Raw genomic sequence first — 20133 nt, 5'->3', positions numbered from 1 at the left:
TTCGAACTAATGCCCTCATCAACGCTAGCCACGCCGATCTTCGCATTCTACCCGCCTGATTTCTTCTCAGTCTTCACCCAAATATGTACGGATCTGAAGAGCGTTCGACTGAGGCCCTCGAGTGAGGCCTTTCGAGGGCGCGCGGTGCCAGGCACAGGAGATCAACGGGCCTCCCTTCCCCGTAGTTTTCTGCCCTCCCAGATGATAAAACAGTAGCGACTCAGGTGTTCAGGCTGAAGGCTACAGGCGCTCAATTATCTCGCATCAAAAGCTTCAGTCTATAATCCTTCAGCCTATCTGCCTGAGCCGTTGCATAATAAAACAAACATCTCAGACCTCATGTAATAGCCGCATAAGAGAAGGACCGTCTATGTCTTTGCCGATCGAAAAGTCGTCGTCCGATGAACTGGCGCGGGAAGTCTCGCGGCGGCGCACCTTTGCCATCATTTCGCACCCGGACGCAGGAAAAACCACGCTGACCGAAAAGCTCCTCCTCTACGCCGGGGCCGTCCACCTCGCCGGAGCCGTGCATGCGCGGTCGAATCAGCGGGCCTCGAAATCGGACTGGATGGAACTGGAGCAGGCGCGCGGTATCTCCATCACCTCCACTGCCCTCCAATTCGACTATCAAGGTGTGCGAGTGAACCTGCTCGATACGCCGGGCCACCAGGATTTCAGCGAAGACACCTACCGCACCCTCATGGCCGTGGACAGCGCCGTCATGGTGCTGGACTGCGCCAAGGGCATCGAACCCCAGACCAAGAAGCTCTTCGCCGTCTGCCGCAAACGCAATATCCCGATCATGACCTTCATCAATAAAATGGACTTGCCTGGGCGTCATCCCTTCGAACTGCTCGAAGAGATCGAGCAGACTCTGAACATGACGGCGGTGCCCTTCAATTGGCCCATCGGGGAAGGCTCCGGGTTTCTGGGGCTCTACGACCTGCAAGACCCTCAAGTACTGTTCTTTCAGCGGACGCTCCATAACCAGAAACGGGCGCCGATGCGGGTCGAAACCTTCCCCCACCCAAGCCTGGCCGATACGCTCGGCGAGGCCTATGGCCCGCTGCAGGAAGAAATCGCCCTACTAAGCGGCGCCGGCACCAAGTTCGATCGCGATCGGTTTCTCGCCGGCCAGCTCACGCCGGTCTTCTTCGGCAGCGCCCTGACGAACTTCGGCGTCGAGCCCTTTCTGAACGGATTTCTCCAGCTTGCGCCTCTGCCTGGACCCCGCATGAGTTCGGAGGGACTGGTACAGCCGACGGAAGAAAAGTTCTCCGGATTCGTGTTCAAGATTCAGGCGAACATGGACCCACAACATCGCGATAGAATGGCATTTCTCCGTATCGTGTCAGGCAGATTCGAGAAGGACATGATGGTCCATCATGCTCGGCTGGACCGGAAGATCCGGATGACGCGACCGCATCGGCTCTTCGGGCGGGATCGGGAAACGATTGAGGAAGCCTACCCGGGCGATGTCGTAGGATTCGTCAACCCTGGTCTCTTTGCCATCGGCGATACCCTCTGCTCCGGCAGTCCCCGTTCCTTTGATGCCATTCCGCTCTTTCCCCCTGAATGTTTCGGCGTGCTTCGAAGCCAAGACCTCACGAAGCAGAAACAGTTTCAAAAGGGGCTCCAGCAGCTCGAAGAGGAAGGGGTCATGCAGGTGTTTTATTCCCCGGACCATGTGCGCCGTGAACCGGTCCTGGCTGCAGTCGGCGAACTCCAATTCGACGTGGTGGCCTCGCGCCTCGACAGCGAATATGGGGTCAAGACCACTGTCGAACGGATGCCTTTCGTCCTGGCCCGCTGGGTAACCGGCGATCCGGACGTGATCGCCCGCATATACTGGCCGCAAGACACGCGTCGGCTCGTGGACAAGGACGGCAGAATGGTGATGCTCTTCGGCTCGGAACGACTGCTGGCCTACTGCATGAAAGAATATGCCTCCCTCAAGTTTCAGCTGCGAGAGGAAGTTGGAAAGCCGGACAACGTACAATAATCCGTTGGAGCGCTTTCCTGCCTGGACGAATCCACAACGCTATCAACCCCTGGTAACCATATTTCCACTTGGATTTTGACCAAGACAATTTTGAAAAGGCTCGGTGTTTCAAATGGTTTCCCCGTTTCATACTTGAATACCGAGACTTAAGAGGATTCCAGCAGCTCAACCAATTTCAGCGGTTCTTATGGGTTCAAACAACTTTTAGCACAAACTTAGCATACACTTTTGGAGTGAACCCCTCGATTGAGACAGTTTGGAATAAGCACTCTTGGTGGCTCAATGAATGTTGATCCTCACACCCCTTCTGTTGCTTTAACATGATTTCTAGCTGCTGACGCCGCGTGAGCATGCGCTCAAGGCCTGAAAAGCCGCATGGTGGATCCGGTCGCAGTAGGCGCCGAATGCAACCGGTCGCGATTGTCGTACTGCTCGATGAACGCTGTCATGTTCGCATGCAGGTAATCGAGATCTCGACAGGTGCTGGCGTAGATCTCCCCCCGCTTAAACGTCTTCATCAAGCTCTCACAACTGGTGTGGTCATAGGGGTTGGCCGGCCGACTCATGCTCGGAATTATGTGGTGCGTCCGCAGCAGGGTCACGTACTCCTCGGACGCATACTGCACGCCACGATCGGAATGATGGACCAACCCAGGAGGTGGAGACCCCCAGCGTCAGTCAACTGGAGAGATTCAGATACACCTTTGGAAACTTTCCCACGTGTTTCTTAGCCACCGGCATCCCCTCCTGATGCCAAGTGTCCCAATTCGACGTGTCTCAATCTAGGGGGCAGTCCATGTCTATGTCGCAGAATCTCGCAATAATCATCAACGTATCCCCCCAGAAGCTGGTTGCAGCGAGGCAGGCGCGCTGACCCAGCGTCCGATGATTTCTTCCAACACCTTGAGTTGCACAGGCTTACTCACATAGTCATCCATGCCGGAGGCGAGGCAGCGGTCTCGATCCTCCTGCTGGGCGTTTGCCGTCATGGCGATAATGGGAACATGGCGAGAGGCTAAGGGCGTGAGGGCGGAAATTAAACTTCCCTCTAGTTTATTGTTCTGATATGCCAGCGCCTCACGTCGTCTGATTTCGGTCGTGGCGGCGAACCCATCCATCTCCGGCATTTGGCAGTCCATCAAGACCACGGCATAGGAAATGCGCTGCAGTGCCTCGAGTGCCTCCAGACCGTTCGCCACGAGATCCACTCGATAGCCCAACTTTTCCAGCATGTAGACGGCGACCTTCTGGTTGACGAGGTTGTCCTCGGCGAGCAGAATCCTAGCGGTGGACCGTGCGTTCGACTCAGCTAAACTATGACGCGTAATCAGCGTGGGTCTCGGGGACGCAGCGTTGGCCTGCGCGGGTGGTTTGAGTACGGTGATGAGACTCTCATACAGTTGCGCTTCACGCACCGGCTTGGTGAGATACGCGGCGTAGCCGGCCATCTGTGCCGCCTTGGCATCACCACGCTGGCCTTGGGACGTCAATAGAACCAGCCGGGTTGACGCCAGTGCAGGATCAGCGTTGATTGCTCTGGCCAGTTCCAGGCCATCCATTCCCGGCATCTGCATATCAATGATTGCGAGGTCGCACGCGTCATCATCCGCTGCCGCGGTGCGCAAGCGTTCCAGGGCTTGGTGGCCATCCTCTGCCAGCAGGCATCGGACACCCCATCGCTCGGCATAGAGTTCCAGGATGCGGCGGTTGGTGGCATGGTCATCCACAATGCACAGATACCGCCCCCGCAAATCCTGGGAGGCCAGGTCCAGTCCTGACTGTGCGCCCTGCAGCTGTGTGCCGAGCTGCACTGTGAACCAGAACGTGCTGCCGCCACCCAGCCGGCTGTCTACACCGATCTGGCCAGCCATGAGCTTCGTGAGCTGCTTGCAGATCGCGAGCCCCAACCCCGTGCCCCCGTACTTGCGCGTGGTCGAGCTGTCAGCCTGGCTAAAGGACTGAAACAGGTTCCCTTGCGCATCAGGAGACAGGCCAATGCCGGTATCTTGCACCTCAAACCGTACCGTGGCATCGTTCTCAGTGTGGTGATCCAGCTTGACGGAGACCACAACTTCGCCCTGCTCTGTAAACTTGATGGCGTTCGATACGAGGTTCAGCAGGATCTGACGGAGTCGTCCGGGATCGCCACGGAGCACTGTAGGCACGTCCGCGTGCACCAGACAGGCTAGATTCACCCCTTTGCCGAATGCGCGTTCAGCCACCAGATCCACGGTCTCGGCCACCGTGGTGCGAAGGTCGAAGTCGATGATTTCCAGGGTCATCTTGCCGGCTTCGATCTTGGAAAAGTCGAGGATGTCGTTGATGATGGCGAGCAGGTGTTCACCAGAACTGCGGACGATCTCGGCGAACTCCCGCTGCTCGGCCGTAAGGTTTGTATCGAGGAGGAGGCCGGTCATGCCGATCACCCCGTTCATGGGGGTACGAATTTCGTGACTCATCGTGGCCAAAAACGCGCTCTTTGCGCGACTTGCGGCTTCAGCTATGTCCAACTTCATCTCTAACGTTTTAACCGAGTATCGACGATCCACGGTTGAAGTTAACACGGAAACTATGAGAACGAACATTGTGCTGAGCGCAATACCCACTGTTCCAATCAGCGAAATATTCACTGAGTACGACAAATCAGAGATCTGTTCAGAAGGCAAAAAGGCAGCTGCTGCCATTCCAGTATAGTGCATCATGGGAATTGCGGCACCCATAACTATGGCGCTTATAAGCTTCCGCTTAAACGTTTTCTCGCTATCATCTCGAACTCGAATTGCCAGTTGAATTGCCACGAACGAAATGGCTATTGCCAGTCCAACGGACATAGCTACGGTGGCTAAATTATAGAGACAGATTGCTGCTAGGCGCATGGCCATCATGCCAATGTAGTGCATCCCAGCGATCCCGGCGCCCATACAAATGCTGCCTAGAACGGTGTGCCAGAATGTGACATTAGGACGACTCACGACGAACAATGCTATTCCCGACGCCAGCATTGCCGCGAGGAGAGAGACGAGGACTGTGGGCCAATCATAGAACACCACAATGGGCAGCCTGAACGCCAACATTCCGATGTAGTGCATAGACCAGATTCCTAGCCCCATCACGGCTGCCCCGCCTGTCAACCAATAGATCTGTGGCCTGCCGTGCGCAGCCGTTACTCGGCCAGCGAGCTCCAGTGCAGCATAAGACGCACAAATTGCAATAGTGACCGATACCCCCACGAGACGATAGTCGTAGGAACCAATGAGAGGCGCATTCTCAAACATTGTTCAGCTCCCGCACGTAAAGGTGGCCGTTAGCCGGAATGCCTAGCGGATCAGGTACTACCTGGGCGCTATAAAAGATCGACTGCAGCGGCATCTGTTCCGGCAGTCCGTGATGTTGCGTTTCTGAAACTCTTCCTGGAATTAGCACGTTGTACTCCGGATGCTCTGTCGAGCATAGAAGCTTACAGGAAATGCTCGACACCGACGGTGCTCGTCGTCAGCTGAACTATTCGTCTAAGGGAAGGTGTTGAGTGCGGTATTTAGAAAGGTTCGGGTAACGACTTAACCCACTGTAGTATACGCACAACGTCTTCTCGGTACTTTCCTGGTTAACTTGAGCTAGTGCTTGGGCAAAGGCTGGAATTTTTATTTCTTCAGGGTGCAGGATTATTTGGAAAGTATCTTAGTGATTTAGGGGCGGCAAAACCTCTCTGCCATGTTCATGTCACCTGGGGATGGACGGTCGGGTCTCTGTTCCTTCATCAGTTAATAGCGAATGCCTCGGTCCTCCCTGAGGCCCTAACCTCCATGTGCCTCTTCAAGAAACATGGGGCAGCTCAACTCTCTTCAATCATCACGCGACGCGTATCATGGTCGGCGCCAAGAACGATGTGGCCACACCGACTATCTCCTCAGGAATTCAGCTGCAAATTTCGGGTCACACCTCGTGCCATTCGAAACAGGCCACTTCATGATGGCCGAAGACCCTGAAGGTTTCCGGAGAGCCCTGGGAGGATTCTTTCACGATCTCAAGAAGTACGCATCATGCCACCAATGTTCTCCTGAGCGGTGACCTTTCACCACTACACAGGATGCGACGTCTGCATTTCGAATGAATCACGGGCTGAGTCACCGCTCTCTGCCTCTTTCTTCCCTGTTCTACCTGTATGCAAGCAACTTCAGCCCCTATCCTCCCATAATCATTAAGATTATCGCGGCAATCCTCTGTAGTGCCCTACAGTCTATCAGGTGAACCTTGGCACCTGTATTCCCGTATCCGATGATATTGCTGGTATTTCCCGTTCAGTCATTTTTTTCACCGCGGCACATACCTTGCGTAGTACCCACAGTGAAGGGGTGCACAGTCCCCTCATCTATTTCTCCTCGTGTGGCCGAGTCCGTTGAACAAACCGACATCGTCTGAAAACGAGAGAAGAAACCTTCTCCGGGAAAGATATGTCTGCTGCCGAGAAATACAAAATTAGGAGTCTCTGTATGAACTGGGGAAGCGCTTTTGCTGGCATACTACTACTGTGGTCGACTCCTGCATGGAGTGCCACGTTGACGTGGAATGCCAATCTCGAACCAGACTTGGCGGGATACCGTATCTATCAATGCAGTCAGCAGCCGTGCACTCGCGTATCTAGCAACGCCTCTCTTCTCGTCATTTTGGGAACGGCGACGAGTTTCAATATCGGGACTCCGGCGCTCACGCAGTACTACTTCATTACAGCCTATGACTTTTCCAATAATGAGTCCTTCGCGAGCACCCTCGCGATCTACACACCGGCTGGTGCACCCGCACCTGGCCCCGCACCCACACCCACGCCCACACCGACGCCCACACCGACGCCCACGCCGACGCCCACATCTCCGGTGATTGGGGCGAGTCCGACAAGCCTGTCCTTCGCTGCAACAATTGGTTGGGCCAACCCCGCGCCCCAGACCTTGAGCATCAGCAACATGGGGAGCGGCACGCTCTCGTGGACCGCCAGTGACAATGCGGCCTGGTTGACGGTGAGTCCGGCCTCGGGGACTGGAAACGGCGCCGTGACGCTGACGGCAACCAACGGCACGCTGGGCGCCGGTATCTACAGTGCCACGGTCACCATTACGGCCCCAGGGGCCGCCACGCGCATCGTGCCGGTGACATTCACCCTCACGACAACTGCCGGGGCGCCGCCCGCGGCATCGGCCATCGGAGCGAGTCCGGCGAGCCTGTCCTTCGCTGCAACAATTGGCTGGGCCAACCCCGCGCCCCAGACCTTGAGCATCAGCAACACGGGGAGTGGCACGCTCACGTGGACCGCCAGTGATAATGCGGCCTGGTTGACGGTGAGTCCGGCCTCGGGGACTGGAAACGGCGCCGTGACGCTGACGGCAACCAATGGCACATTGGGCGCCGGTACCTACAGTGCCACGGTCACCATCACGGCCTCCGGGACCGCCCCGCGCACCGTGCCGGTGACATTCACCCTCGCGACAACCGCCGGGGCACCGCCCGCGGCATCGGCCATCGGAGTGAGTCCGGCGAGCCTGTCCTTCGCTGCAACAGTGGGCGTCGCTAACCCCGCGCCCCAGACCTTGAGCATCAGCAACACGGGGAGTGGTACGCTCACGTGGACCGCCAGTGATAATGCGGCCTGGTTGACGGTGAGTCCGGCCTCGGGGACTGGAAACGGCGCCGTGACGCTGACGGCAACCAACGGCACGTTGGGCGCCGGTACCTACAGCGCCACGGTCACTATCACGGCCCCTGGGGCCGTCACGCGCACCGTGCCGGTGACATTCACCCTCGCGTCAACCGCCCCGCCTGCCATTGGAACGAGTCCGGCGAGCCTGTCCTTCGCTGCAACAGTTGGTTGGGCTAACCCCGCGCCCCAGACCTTGAGCATCAGCAACACGGGGAGCGGCACGCTCTCGTGGACCGCCAGTGACAATGCGGCCTGGTTGACGGTGAGCCCAGCCTCGGGGACTGGAAACGGCGCCGTGACGCTGACTGTCACCAACGGCACGCTGAGCCCCGGTATCTACAGCGCCACGGTCACCATCACGGCCCCCGGGGCCGCCACGCGCACCGTGCCGGTGACATTCGCCCTAAGGTGACCTGGTTCTTAGGTACGATCTGCCTGTTGAAGCCAAGAATGGCTTGTTAGCGGGATAGCCGAGCGAGACTAGCGGGAAGGCGCGACGAGACAGAAATCCAATCTGTCCACGTTGCGCCTGTCTCGTATCGCTTACGCTTCACGCGGAAGGGCCTGCAGACTCTGCATAGCTATCGAGGCGGGTTAGACTCGTGCTCGCCCGCCGTCGAAGCCAGAATCCCGCCACTTTTCCAGTAGCACAATACGGCGGGCCAGTTGCGCGACGGTCGCTTGTTCGACCCGCCCGCCTGTCCGCTTGATGAGTTCCGCATTGAGTTGTCGATGGTCGACGCCGGTCTTTCGAGACACCGAGCCGACGAGGGAACGGTGCTGGTCTCGCAGTTCGTTCTTTTTATCATGCAGTGCCACCGGCGGCTCGACGAACCCCTTGCCATCAAGAGCGGGCTCCCCCTCATCCCCTCCGATCAGCGTATCCATTCGAGCGATCCCATGGAGGGGGATGTATTCTTTCAGCGATGTGGCCGCCGTCCCGAAGAGTGTTCGCTGCGCGGAGGGCATGATCTCTTCCAGCACATGGTCGCGCTCCGCCTTGATCCGCTTAGCATAGTGAACGAGGGTGGCGTCCTTCGGCAGGTAGAGCCAGGCCCGCTGCGGCTTCGGGATCCCCTCCTGCATCCGGACGAATCGGCCGACGACCTGACGGAAATACATCTCGGTCAGCACGTTTGTGGCGTAGACGCCGACGCGGAGCCTTGGAATATCGACGCCTTCGCTCACCATGTTCACAGCCACGAGCCATTGCTGAGTTTTATGTTGCGAGAAGGCCTCGATCGTCTTCGAAGCCGACGGATCGTCCGAGATGGCGACATGAGCACGGCTGCCCGTGATACGCCCTACCAGTTCTGCGACCTGCCGGGCATGGTCCTGATTCATCGTGACAATGAGTCCCCCGGCATCGGGCTGTTCTTGTTTGCGAAGCCGGCGTAACTCGGCATGGGCATCCGTAATCACCGGGCCCAGCCAACTGTCTTGCAACAGCGCAGTCTTGAGCCGTTCCCGTTGCAACTCGAACGTGAGTCCATCTTCAAATGTCGCTCGATGTTCGCGTCCCTCTGAAAGCCACGTCAGTTCCCCCTCGTAACTCGGAAAGAGAATCGGACGGCAAACGCTTTCGCGAATCGCCTCGGCATAGCCATAGGTGAAATCGGCCTGACTCTCACCCTGCTCGTACCGCACATAGGGAATCGGATTGTTGTCGGAGCGAAACGGGGTTCCGGATAAGGCCAGGCGAAACACCGCATCGTCGAACGATTCCCGCAGGGCGTTGCCCCAATCTTTCCCCTCGCCTGCATGGTGCAACTCGTCGAAGATGAGCAGCGTGGGCCGATTCCGGCAGGCACGCTGGAACACGCCAGGCGCGAGACAGACTTGCTGGTAGGTCACGACGGCGCCATGATAATCGCGCGCTTCGATGCCTTGCTCGTTCGTCAACGCCGGATCCAGTTGAATCCCCACCAGGCCGGCTGCGGTCGCCCATTGCGTACGCAAGTGATTCGTCGGACAGATCACCAGGATACGGGTCGCCACCCGATCTGCCAGATATTGATGGGCAATGCGCAGGGCAAATCTCGTTTTCCCCGCAGCGGGTGTGGCCGTTGCAAGAAAGTCAGGACGCGTATGGGTCAGGACGCTGGATACGGCGCGAGCTTGCCACTCGCGCAGTTTGGCCGTCCAAGGAGACAGGGTCACGACAGCCTCTTTCTACTGGTCATTGCAGTCTGAAGATAGGCACAAGGATGTGGGAGCTCGGGTTCATGTGCCCCCTCAAGGCTCATCATATTTAGACTGATGTTGTCTCATAATCTGGAGGGTCTGGTCGACCCCTCCGAATGCCTCGCCGAACCGGTTCGTCTATTTCATCACATCCTATTGTAATCAGTGGCACTCTGTGCCTCTCGCTCTCATCAGAAAGTGACCGCTTTCTTGCCATACACCATCTTTACTTTAGGATGGAGCAGTGACAGGCAGCCATGCATTCAGCATGATCGACACCGGATGGAGAGCTAGCCTCACATCGCCGACAGTCGCGACATTGGCTTGGATTGAATGACTCGCTTGAATACAGAACGTCGATCACCATTTACGGCAAACCGCTTCCCCGACTGGATGGACCGCCATCACATTCGGCTCCTGTTCCTGTTCGCGATCATGACGATGGTGACGCTCCTCTGCCTGGGTTGGGCCATCCACACCATCCACCAGCGGTTGATCCAATCCAGTGGCCATAGCCTTGTGCAGGCTGCCACGGATGCCGCCAGTAAACTGGACATGATGATCCTGGAGCGAGCGAGCGATATTCAGCTGCTCTCCGCGGCTCCGATCGCTCAAGGCCAGAATCCTGAGGCCCTGACACAATATCTCCGCAAATTGCTGCATGCGTACCCGGCCTATCAGTGGATCGGCGCGACAGACTCACGGGGTAGGATCATCGCCGCAACTGATTCGTCGAACACCGCCCTCGATCAGAGCCAGCGCCCCTGGTTCCAGGTAGTTCGCTCCCTCACGAGCGTCAGGATTCTGGATGCGCAGATGCGTGAAGCATCAGATGTGAGCTCGGCGATCACGGTGATCGCGCCTCTGCGCAGTCCAGACGGTCGTTTTCTCGGTGCCGTCAAGGCTGTCGTAGGCATTCCTTCTCTCATCACAATCCTTGACGACACGATGCTGGTACTCAAGGATATCGAATGGACCGAAGAGTCGCACCTTGAATATCAGCTCCTCAACGAAAACGGCGATCTGCTCGCCGATTCAGCGCTACGACAAGGCGGCCACCTCAACCTCAAACGGCTTGGCGTCCCTTCCGCCACATTGGTGTCCAGCAACGCTCGTGGATTTGTCGAGGAAACGCACCTTCGCCGAGGCGCCTCCGTCATCACCGCCTATGCGCAACTGACCATCCCCCATTCCGACCCCATCCTCCGATGGGGCATCTTAATTCGCGTAGACCGGGGCAGCATTCTTACCCCCATTCGATCGTTTCTCTGGAAACTCTCAGGGCTGTCACTACTGCTCCTTCTGCCGCTCGCCGGGCTTGTGCTGTGGATGATTAAGGCCCGCCATGAAGAATGGAGCAGCGCGAGTCGAGAATCTCAGCGAGCGAGCGACGCGGAATCAGCCCTCACGAAACGAACGGAGGCGCTTCAAGCCTTGGTCGTGGCCACACAGACATTGTCTGCGCAGCAAGAACTCGACGAGCTGCTTGAGCAACTCCTCAGTATTGCCAGGGGAATCACCAGCGCGCGCTACGCGGCGTTAGCCGTCTCACGCAATGACCAGCGAACAGCAGGGCAGTTCTTCAGCACCGGAATCGATGATGCGGCGGCTGACGCCATCCGAACACTTCCCCTCGAACTGGGAGCGCGAAAATCAATTGGCCAGGAGAACGAGGCACTGTCCCTGAATCATCTTACGACATACTGGGCCTCCCTAGGGCTTCCAGCAGACCATAGGCCCATGACGTCATACCTCGGAGTATCGATCCGGTGCCATGACCAATTCTTCGGTCGACTGTCGCTCGCCAACAAACTGACGCCGAACGGCCTCATCACTGACTTCAACGAAATGGACGAACAGATTGTCCTGACTTTGGCCGCCCAAGCCGGCACCGTCATTCAAAATCTAGAACTGCTTCACGAATCAAAGGAGCTGGCTAAGCACGATTCGTTGACGGAATTATTAAACCATTCGGCCATCCTCAACGCCCTGGAGCAAGAACTCTCACGGGCTGAGCGAAACCATCACCCCGTGGGAGTCCTGATCGCTGACCTGGACCATTTCAAGCGGGTCAATGATACCTATGGACACCAGGTTGGAGACACCGTCCTTCGAGAAGCCGCAGAAAGACTCCGTGAAACCGCACGGGGCTACGATCATGTTGGTCGCGCGGGAGGTGAAGAGTTCTTGATTGTAGTGCCGAATTGCGATCTAGAGGCGTTGAGAGAATGTGCCGAACGTTTTAGGACCGCCATCAGCGACATGCCCTTTGAGACACCAAGTGGCCCGCTCACCATTACCGTGAGCATCGGGGCGACGGTCTGCTCACCCGAATATCCCTTGAGCTCTGAACTGTTGAGGAAAATGGCCGACTACGCGCTCTATCGTGTCAAAAACCATGGCAGAAATGGGGTCGACATCGTTCCCCATCCCCACGTACTGGTGGGAGAGCAGATGAGAAAGACCGCCTAACGGCGTTGCCGACGCGCAACACATCATATTGTGGATGAAGAAGATGGGACAGGGAAAGCGGAGATACCGTCAAAATCGATAGCTGACCTCGATCATATGGCAATCGAATCCACGACCATCGCGCCCATAGAGACCAGCATCGGACATATGATGAAACCAATAACCCAGGCCGATGCCACCGTAGACTTTGGCTCTGAGCGCGGTATCCCAGACAAACTGGAACGTGCCCCCCAGATCCTGATGTGCAAATTTATGCTGGCTGAGAAGCGCGCCCCCTCCTCCAACTTCTAATGAGAGCCATCCGTCTTTTTTCCCGAATACAAACCCTGGAACCAACGTGGCCACAAATGCGGTATCCCCCGATGCCCGTATTGCGCCGGCACTGCCCATTAATCTTGTCCCAACACCCCACCCAGACTCGGAATACCACCCCCATGGCATGGACCAGTTCGCCATCAGGTCATACTCCTGAAAGTATTGCGTCTCCTTCTTCCCGATCGGAGAGCTTCCGCTGGCTCCCCCACGAACCCCGATGCTGTTCAAGCGAATCTCTTCTGCCTGACTGAGACAGGGAACGAGAAAGACGAATACGAGGGCGACCACGGCGAACAGAAATTTCACGCGTGACATGATCATTGTTCTCCACCCCTCATAGAGAGACATCGCACAGACTGACCTCAACCCGCGACTACCGGCCTGCAAACATACCAGATCTTTTCAAGTCTGGTCCATTGTCATAGCGTTCTTACGCTTTCTTCAATTAGGAACGCAGCCCGAGTGATCTTCCTCTGCACGCGTCCAACGAGGGTCTTCTGAGGCCGTGCGTTGCGCGAGCACGGAGGACCGGCGAGGCAGTCTGGCTTGGTCCCCCACTGTGCACGTCGAACGACCACCGTTACCCGTGGGCGTTCCGTGAGCATAGGGGAACCAACCAGGCCGTCACTCCGTTACCCCCACCGCATTTCCAACTCAGGGAACTTCGCCTTGTAATCCTGATGGCTGGTCCGGATAACCTTCATGGCTTCCTCGCGACCATAGATGCTCGTTATTTCGACCTTATGCTGGGTGCTGCCTGGCGCACTCTTATAGGTCAAGAAATAATGCTGCAGACGATCGATCAGCGCCATGGGAACCTGGCTGATATCTGTATATCCTCCATAGGTCGCATCGTCTTTCATGACGGCGATGATCTTATCATCCGCTTCGCCATCGTCTGCCATGCTGAGCCCACCGATCGGCAAGGCCGTGAGCAGAATGTCGCTGTGTGGAATCGTTTTCTCCGTGAGGACACAGATATCGAGGGGATCGTGGTCACCCACCATCCCTGGCCGTTTAGCCCGTGCAGCAAACAACGCCGCCACGCCGTCTCCGCAATAGGTTTGCGGAACCAGTCCGTAATACACAGGGCAATAGTTCGAGAATCGCTGGGGCCGATCGACCTTGAGGAATCCGCTCACCTTATCGACTTCATACTTCACCGTGTCGGTCGGTACGATTTCAATATAGGCCGTCACCACCTCAGGGGCCTTCTCTCCGATGGAGACTCCATGCCAGGGATGGGCTCTGAACATGAGGCTCATTAGTCGCAGCATGGAATCGGCTTGGTTGCCGCTCATCAGGTCTTCCTCCAATAAATGTTATGAAAATAGGAGCTGAATAAGTAGGACGTCTACCCTAACACCTGATATGAAGAGGATATCGGGGATCGCTCACCACTCCACGTAAAAACTGTTTTTCATCTTTGATTCAATTCTTGGGCAATCGATTATTTATAGATAATCCTTCCAGTTTGCTCGTTTACTTCTCACCGAGGGCGTGGCCAAGCTGCCCTGTACTGCGCGCATCGAACGAGCACCTTCCTAGCGTGCGCGTTCTGCAAGCAAGAAGGGCACTTGGCTATGCCCGCCCACCCCTTGGCTGCTCCAGAAACAATCGCACGCCGACCTTCTGTCCCTTAATCCTGGTGCGGCTGAGGGTCTCGATGATCTCGCGCGCCATCACTTCAGGCACTTCCACCAGCGAGAATCGATCCATAATTTCGACGGCGCCGATCGAACTCGAATTGAGTCCCGCCTCGTTGGCAATCGCGCCGACGAGATCGCCCGCCCGGATACCTGCCTCACGGCCTGCGCCGATGTAGACCTTTGCCATACCCGGCGTTCGTCCGCCACGACCAGACGGGTTGAACGGTCTGCCCTGTCCTTCTCTCGGCATCATGGCTCCGGCCCTCCCGCGAGGGTCCGACCGAGAATCCTCCATGGGGCGGCGCCCCATCGATGGACGCTCTGGTGGCCTGTTCGACACGGCCGGAATATCGTATTCCTTCCGCTCACCACCCTGCAGACGAAACACGAGCTTGAGGGCGGCCGCCGCCACTTCCACCGGGTCTCCCTGTTCAGCCATCGAGGCCACCACGGCCCGAAACAGATCCAGCTCACCGGCCGCCAGCACTTCTTCGAGCGCCGCTTTGGTTCGTGCAAGCCGTTTCGTGCGGAGGTCGGCAATGGTCGGCACTTGAGTCACGACAATCTTCGCCTTCGTCAATTGCTCAATATTCCATAACAATCGCTGCTCCCGCGGATCGAGAACGGTAATCGCCGACCCTTCACGTCCCGCCCGCCCTGTTCGTCCAATGCGATGGACATAGACCTCAGAAGACATGGGCAGATCGTAGTTCACCACATGCGACACGGAGGGAATGTCCAATCCACGGGCAGCCACATCGGTCGCCACGAGGAGTTCTGTTTGACCGGACCGGAACGACGCCATCACACGATCGCGCTGGGGCTGATTCATTCCGCCATGGATCGCTTCGGCCTTGTGTCCGCGGCTGGTCAACATCGCGGTGAGTTCATCGACTTCGATACGTGTGCGGCAGAACACGAGGGCGGATTTCGGCGCCTCCATATCCAAGATGCGCGCCAATGCCGCTACTTTATGCGGTCTGGTGACGATATAGGCCGTTTGGTGCACACGTGGAGCGGCGCCCGCCTTCAGCGGTTCTTTCGCAATTTTGATCTCGACCGGCTCCTTGAGGTGGCGCTTGGCAATAGACGCAATCCTGGGTGGCATGGTCGCGGAGAACAGAGCCGTCTGCCGCTCTTTCGGCACCTGTTCAAGAATAGCGTCCAGGTCGTCGGCAAAGCCCATGTCCAACATCTCATCGGCTTCGTCCAACACGACCATCTGAATCGTTTTGAGTTGTAGCGTTTTGCGGCGAATATGGTCCAGCGCACGCCCAGGCGTCGCCACGATGACGTCGACCCCGCGCTTCAGTGCATGAAGCTGGGGACCGATGGCCTGTCCACCGTAGACCGGGAGTACGGTGATCTTCAGTTCCTTGCCGTAGCGTGTGACGGCTTCACCGACCTGCATTGCCAACTCTCTCGTCGGGACCAGGATGAGCGCGGAGGGACAGCGCCGAGCCGAATGGGCGATGCGTTGGAGCATCGGCAACGTGAAGGCCGCCGTCTTACCGGTTCCGGTTGCCGCTTGGCCCAAGAGATCGCGGCCTGCCAAAAACGGAGGAATCGCTTCACGCTGGATCGGCGTGGGCTCTTCATAGCCCAGCGTATCGAGCGTAGTGAGCAGCGCCGCTTCCAGGCCCAACGCGGCGAAACCGGGAGAAAACCCTTTCGCCGGCGTTTCCGCCGGTGGGTTGGTGCTATCGTGTTTCATAAAATGTATCGACTGCCTTTCTGGATAGGATCTCGAATGGTGTGTAAGTGCTCTACCCCTCGCCCTCTCACAGCAAGGGGGATGGCCTCAATAAGACACAATAGGCACCGGCCCTCAGGCCATAGGCGCATATTGGTCTCTACGTTAGATGGTAGCTCAACGCGCGATCACGATCACGTGTCACGAGCGAGAGAATGTCATTCAGAGACTCGGGGGAGAGAATCGTATCAGGCCCGTTTAGAGGGCTGCGGAATCCACTGGCAGATACCTTCTCACCGAACAACCATCAATCAAGTACGCATTATACACCTATTCGGTGTATCCCTCGCCACTTATTCCTTCGGCTCTTCGATAGGCCCCGCCCATTCCCCTTTGGCGAGTATCGCCTCTTGAAACCCGCCATCAGGCCATTGAAACTGGCCGACCTCGTCCACTTGCACAATAAATGGATCTGCCTCATGGGCCAGGCCCCGGAACCAATACCAGCCGGCTGTAATGGGTTTCGTGTGGGTCCATCGATACTCGGCCATCTACCCGCTTCCTTTTCGTTCTGACCTCGACTCTGCTACAGTCCTGGCAGGACACTGAAAAATGCCGCCAGCTTCGTTCTCGCGTCGTTCAGACCCTCAACGTACCCAGCGGGTACGCCTCGGCCCCTCACTCGCTGCGGCCTCGCTGAACGGCCTTTTTGAGTGTCCTGCTATCTATATGTAAGTTCATAACGTACCATGTCTACCCTCCCAATAGAAGATGTCCTGCCTACTCTCTGTCGCACACTGATAGAAGGATGCAATGCCCTCTTGACCGCGGCGCCTGGCGCGGGCAAAACGACAAGGGTTCCCTTAGCCTTGCTCGATGCCCCCTGGCTCGACGGGAGAAAACTCCTCATGCTGGAACCTCGGCGGCTTGCCGCCCGTGCCGCAGCCCATCGCATGGCCGTCTCGCTGGGGGAGTCCGTAGGCGAAACAGTCGGTTATCGCATGCGACTCGATACAAAAGTGGGACCTACGACGAAGATCGAAGTCGTCACGGAAGGGATCCTCGCTCGATTATTACAAGACGATCCTGCCCTCAGCTCCTATGCCATCGTCCTGTTCGATGAGTTCCACGAGCGGAGCCTGCAAGCCGATACAGGCCTGGCCCTCTGTCTTGAATCGCAACGGCTCTTCCGCCCGGATCTCCGGCTGCTCGTGATGTCTGCTACGTTGGACTGTGGTCCGGTCTCGGAGCTCTTGGGGCAGGCGCCGGTCATTGCCTGCGAAGGCCGCATGTTTCCGGTCGAGACACGCTATCTCAAGCAGCCCCTCTCGGGCCATCTGGACGTGGCCGTCGTTCAATCCATCAAGCAATCACTGGCTCAGGACCAGGGCAGTCTCTTGGTCTTTCTACCCGGTATGGCGGAAATTCGCCGCGTCGAACGAAAACTGCTCGATCTGAACTTGGCGCCGAACATCGTAGTCGCCCCGCTCCATGGAAACCTCCCTCAAGAGGCCCAAGACCGCGCGATCGCTCCTGCTCAGGCGGGCATGAGAAAAATCGTGCTGGCCACGTCGATCGCCGAAACCAGTTTGACGATCGACGGGGTCCGTGTTGTGATCGATGCTGGGCTGTTGCGTGTGCCTCGCTTCGATCCGCGATCGGGACTCACGAGACTGGACACGATTCGCGTCACCCAGGACTCTGCCGAGCAACGGCGTGGCAGAGCCGGCCGTCTCGAACCAGGCGTCTGTGCTCGCCTCTGGACATCCGGGGAGCATCACTCGTTGGCCCCTCGCCGCCCGCCGGAAATGCTCGACGCCGACCTGACGCCGCTCCTCCTCGAATTAGCCCTTTGGGGCACGGCCGATCCAGCCAAGTTGTCCTGGCTCACGCCCCCACCGGCCGGTGCCGTTGCCCAGGCGAGAGAGTTGCTCACAAGCCTTGGCGCACTCAATGGAGAGGGGCAGATCACGGCTCATGGAAGACAGATGGCAGAGCTGCCGCTCCATCCCCGTCTCGCACATATGCTGCTCAAGTCCGTGCCCCTGCAACTCGGCTCTCTGGCCTGTGAACTGGCGGCCCTGCTCAGCGAGCGAGATATTCTGCGTGGCCCCTCCGGCTGGCGCAATGCCGATCTGCGGCTCCGTCTCGATGTCTTACATGGACAACATGACCATGCGGCCGGTGCGACCCTCGATCGAGGAGCCTGTCAGCGAGTGGCCCGTACCGCCGAGCTCTGGCAACGACAACTTCCACGAGTGGCTCGTTCAAATCGACAGGGCAGCCTCGACGAAGTCGGCCTCTTGCTCGCACTGGCCTATCCCGATCGCATCGCCCAACTCCAACAGGGAAACAACTCCCGTTATCTCATGGCCAACGGACGTGGTGCCCTCTTTCAAAACCCCGATCCCCTCGGATCGGAAGAATATCTCGTCATTGCTGACTTGGACGGCGGCCAGCAATGGGCGAGGATCGATCTGGCCGCACCGGTCAGCCTTCGGGATCTTGAAACCCTCTATGCGGACCAGATTCGAGTGGTCGATGCAGTATGGTGGGATGACAGCGCGCATGTGGTACGGGCGACAAGACAACGCCGACTGGGGTCACTGGCTCTGTCTGAGCAGGGTCTCTCGAAGCCTGATCCTTCGATGATATCGGCGGCATTGTTGCAGGGCATTCGTCGGGCGGGACTCGACCGGCTGGCCTGGACTCCGGAGCTTCGTCAGTGGCGGGCGCGAGTGACATTTCTCCGCAAGATCGAGGGACAGGAATCACGATGGCCGGATCTATCAGACGAGGCCTTAACACAGACCCTCGACGACTGGCTCGGCCCCTACCTATCAGGGCTCACGACGCTCGACCGCGTCACCCGGCTCGATCTTACCCAACCCTTGCAGGCATTCCTCTCCTGGGAACTGGCGCGCCAACTCGACCAATGGGCTCCCACCCATCTGACCGTCCCCAGTGGATCGAACGTGCGCGTGGAATATGAGACGCCCGATCTGCCTATTCTGGCGGTACGGTTACAAGAAATGTTCGGCTGCAAAGAGACACCGCGCCTCGTCGATGGAAAGATTCCGGTCATGCTGCACCTCCTATCACCGGCACGCAGACCCGTCCAGATCACGAAGGATCTCTCCAGCTTCTGGAAGTCTGCCTACGTCGAAGTCAAAAAAGAGCTCCGTGGCCGATACCCCAAACATTCCTGGCCCGACGATCCTCTTACCGCTCTGCCAACGGCGAAAGCCAAACGCCGCGTGCAGTAGCAGGATGATGAAACAGTCCGCCAGCATCGTTCTCGCATCATTCAGACCCTCAACGTACCTCAAGGGTACGCCTCGGGCCTTCACGCGCTGCGGCCTTGCTGAACGAACTGTTTGAGCATCCTGCCCAATCCCATCCTTTTGTGGGATAGACCAGCATCCCTCTGTCCCTCTATCGTGACACCTATGCGTTATCTTCTGGCACTGATCCTTGGCATGACGTTGACCGGGCTCACTCCCTCCGCCTGGGCCAATTCATGGGATGTCCTTCCGCCGCCGACGTTCACGATTCCGTTCGATGAGGTAGACGAAGCCACCTTACAAGCGGAGGTGACGAAGCAGGCCCTGACTTTTTTAGAAACGGTACAGGCCCATTGGGGGCAAGAACAGGAGGCCCTTCGCCTGTCGGTAGCAGGAGCCGTCGAGAAAGATGAAGAAGGTAAGCTGATCTACCTGCGTAACCTCTCCGACCATGGCGTGCTGGAGGGCTATGAGTTCCGTCACGAATCGCTGGTCCGAGGCCAATACGTCCTACTGCAGCGGCCCCTCAATGGACTGAATGAATTTATCGGCTACTATCAGGCGCTGAAAGATCAGCTCACCCTTACATATGGGAGTCCGACGAACGACCAAACTGTGTGGGACAACGACCTCTACCAGCCAGTCCCCAGCTACTGGGGCGTGGCAGTCCTCATCGGCCACCTGCATTACCATGCGTCATGGGAAACCGGCGACGGCACGATCACGCTCGAACTCACCGGCAACCGGCACAGCAAACTATTTTTGGAATATAGAAGCAGTCGCGAAGGGGCTAGCACCTAACCTCAGGATGCTGAAAAATCTCGTCAGCTTCGTTCTCGCATCGT

Annotated in this window: 12 protein-coding genes; 5 read left to right on the top strand and 7 right to left on the bottom strand. The window is 57.6% G+C overall.

Going from position 1 to position 20133, the window contains the following annotated elements; translation table 11 throughout:
* Nucleotides 1-370: 370 nt before the first annotated feature.
* Nucleotides 371-2002 (top strand): peptide chain release factor 3, encoded by a 1632-nt coding sequence (locus tag Q8N00_18140; protein MDP2384707.1) that lies wholly within the window; start codon nucleotides 371-373, stop codon nucleotides 2000-2002.
* 356 nt (nucleotides 2003-2358) lie between these two features.
* Here Q8N00_18140 and Q8N00_18135 read toward each other — a convergent pair whose 3' ends face one another.
* Both Q8N00_18135 and Q8N00_18130 read right to left on the bottom strand, forming a co-directional pair.
* Nucleotides 2359-2568, bottom strand: coding sequence for an integrase core domain-containing protein (locus Q8N00_18135; GenBank protein MDP2384706.1), 210 nt, complete (start codon nucleotides 2566-2568; stop codon nucleotides 2359-2361).
* Nucleotides 2569-2829: 261 nt separating this feature from the next.
* Complete coding sequence (locus tag Q8N00_18130) at nucleotides 2830-4518, bottom strand: response regulator (protein MDP2384705.1); 1689 nt, start codon at nucleotides 4516-4518, stop codon at nucleotides 2830-2832.
* A gap of 1974 nt (nucleotides 4519-6492) precedes the next feature.
* On the opposite strand from Q8N00_18130, the gene Q8N00_18125 reads away from it, so the two are divergent.
* A complete protein-coding gene (locus Q8N00_18125) occupies nucleotides 6493-8103 on the top strand; it encodes a BACON domain-containing carbohydrate-binding protein (GenBank protein ID MDP2384704.1) in 1611 nt (536 codons plus the stop codon).
* A gap of 182 nt (nucleotides 8104-8285) precedes the next feature.
* Here the strand turns inward: Q8N00_18125 and Q8N00_18120 are convergent, their stop codons facing one another.
* Nucleotides 8286-9851, bottom strand: a complete 1566-nt coding sequence (locus Q8N00_18120; protein MDP2384703.1) for a DEAD/DEAH box helicase family protein — start codon at nucleotides 9849-9851, stop codon at nucleotides 8286-8288.
* Nucleotides 9852-10217: 366 nt separating this feature from the next.
* Here Q8N00_18120 and Q8N00_18115 point away from each other — a divergent pair, with 366 nt between their 5' ends.
* Nucleotides 10218-12347 carry a diguanylate cyclase gene (locus Q8N00_18115; GenBank protein MDP2384702.1) on the top strand — a complete coding sequence of 710 codons (2130 nt, stop codon included), beginning with the start codon at nucleotides 10218-10220 and terminating at the stop codon, nucleotides 12345-12347.
* A 69-nt stretch (nucleotides 12348-12416) separates the two neighbouring features.
* Here Q8N00_18115 and Q8N00_18110 read toward each other — a convergent pair whose 3' ends face one another.
* The 4 genes from Q8N00_18110 to Q8N00_18095 all read right to left on the bottom strand — a co-directional run bounded on the left by Q8N00_18110 (nucleotide 12417) and on the right by Q8N00_18095 (nucleotide 16555).
* The gene (locus tag Q8N00_18110) at nucleotides 12417-12977 is read right to left on the bottom strand and encodes an acyloxyacyl hydrolase (GenBank protein MDP2384701.1); all 561 of its coding nucleotides are present in this window, start codon (nucleotides 12975-12977) and stop codon (nucleotides 12417-12419) included.
* A 317-nt stretch (nucleotides 12978-13294) separates the two neighbouring features.
* Nucleotides 13295-13963 carry an inorganic pyrophosphatase gene (locus Q8N00_18105; protein ID MDP2384700.1) on the bottom strand — a complete coding sequence of 223 codons (669 nt, stop codon included), beginning with the start codon at nucleotides 13961-13963 and terminating at the stop codon, nucleotides 13295-13297.
* Nucleotides 13964-14243: 280 nt separating this feature from the next.
* Entirely contained in the window at nucleotides 14244-16025 is a 1782-nt protein-coding gene (locus Q8N00_18100; GenBank protein MDP2384699.1) for a DEAD/DEAH box helicase, read from the bottom strand.
* 332 nt (nucleotides 16026-16357) lie between these two features.
* Nucleotides 16358-16555, bottom strand: coding sequence for a hypothetical protein (locus tag Q8N00_18095; GenBank protein MDP2384698.1), 198 nt, complete (start codon nucleotides 16553-16555; stop codon nucleotides 16358-16360).
* A gap of 198 nt (nucleotides 16556-16753) precedes the next feature.
* On the opposite strand from Q8N00_18095, the gene hrpB reads away from it, so the two are divergent.
* Nucleotides 16754-19270 (top strand): ATP-dependent helicase HrpB, encoded by a 2517-nt coding sequence (gene hrpB, locus Q8N00_18090; GenBank protein ID MDP2384697.1) that lies wholly within the window; start codon nucleotides 16754-16756, stop codon nucleotides 19268-19270.
* Nucleotides 19271-19453: 183 nt separating this feature from the next.
* Entirely contained in the window at nucleotides 19454-20089 is a 636-nt protein-coding gene (locus tag Q8N00_18085; GenBank protein ID MDP2384696.1) for a hypothetical protein, read from the top strand.
* Nucleotides 20090-20133 lie beyond the last annotated feature (44 nt).

This window comes from Nitrospirota bacterium (assembly GCA_030684575.1).
Lineage (GTDB): Bacteria > Nitrospirota > Nitrospiria > Nitrospirales > Nitrospiraceae > Palsa-1315.
This window is presented reverse-complemented; position numbering and strand designations above follow the sequence as displayed.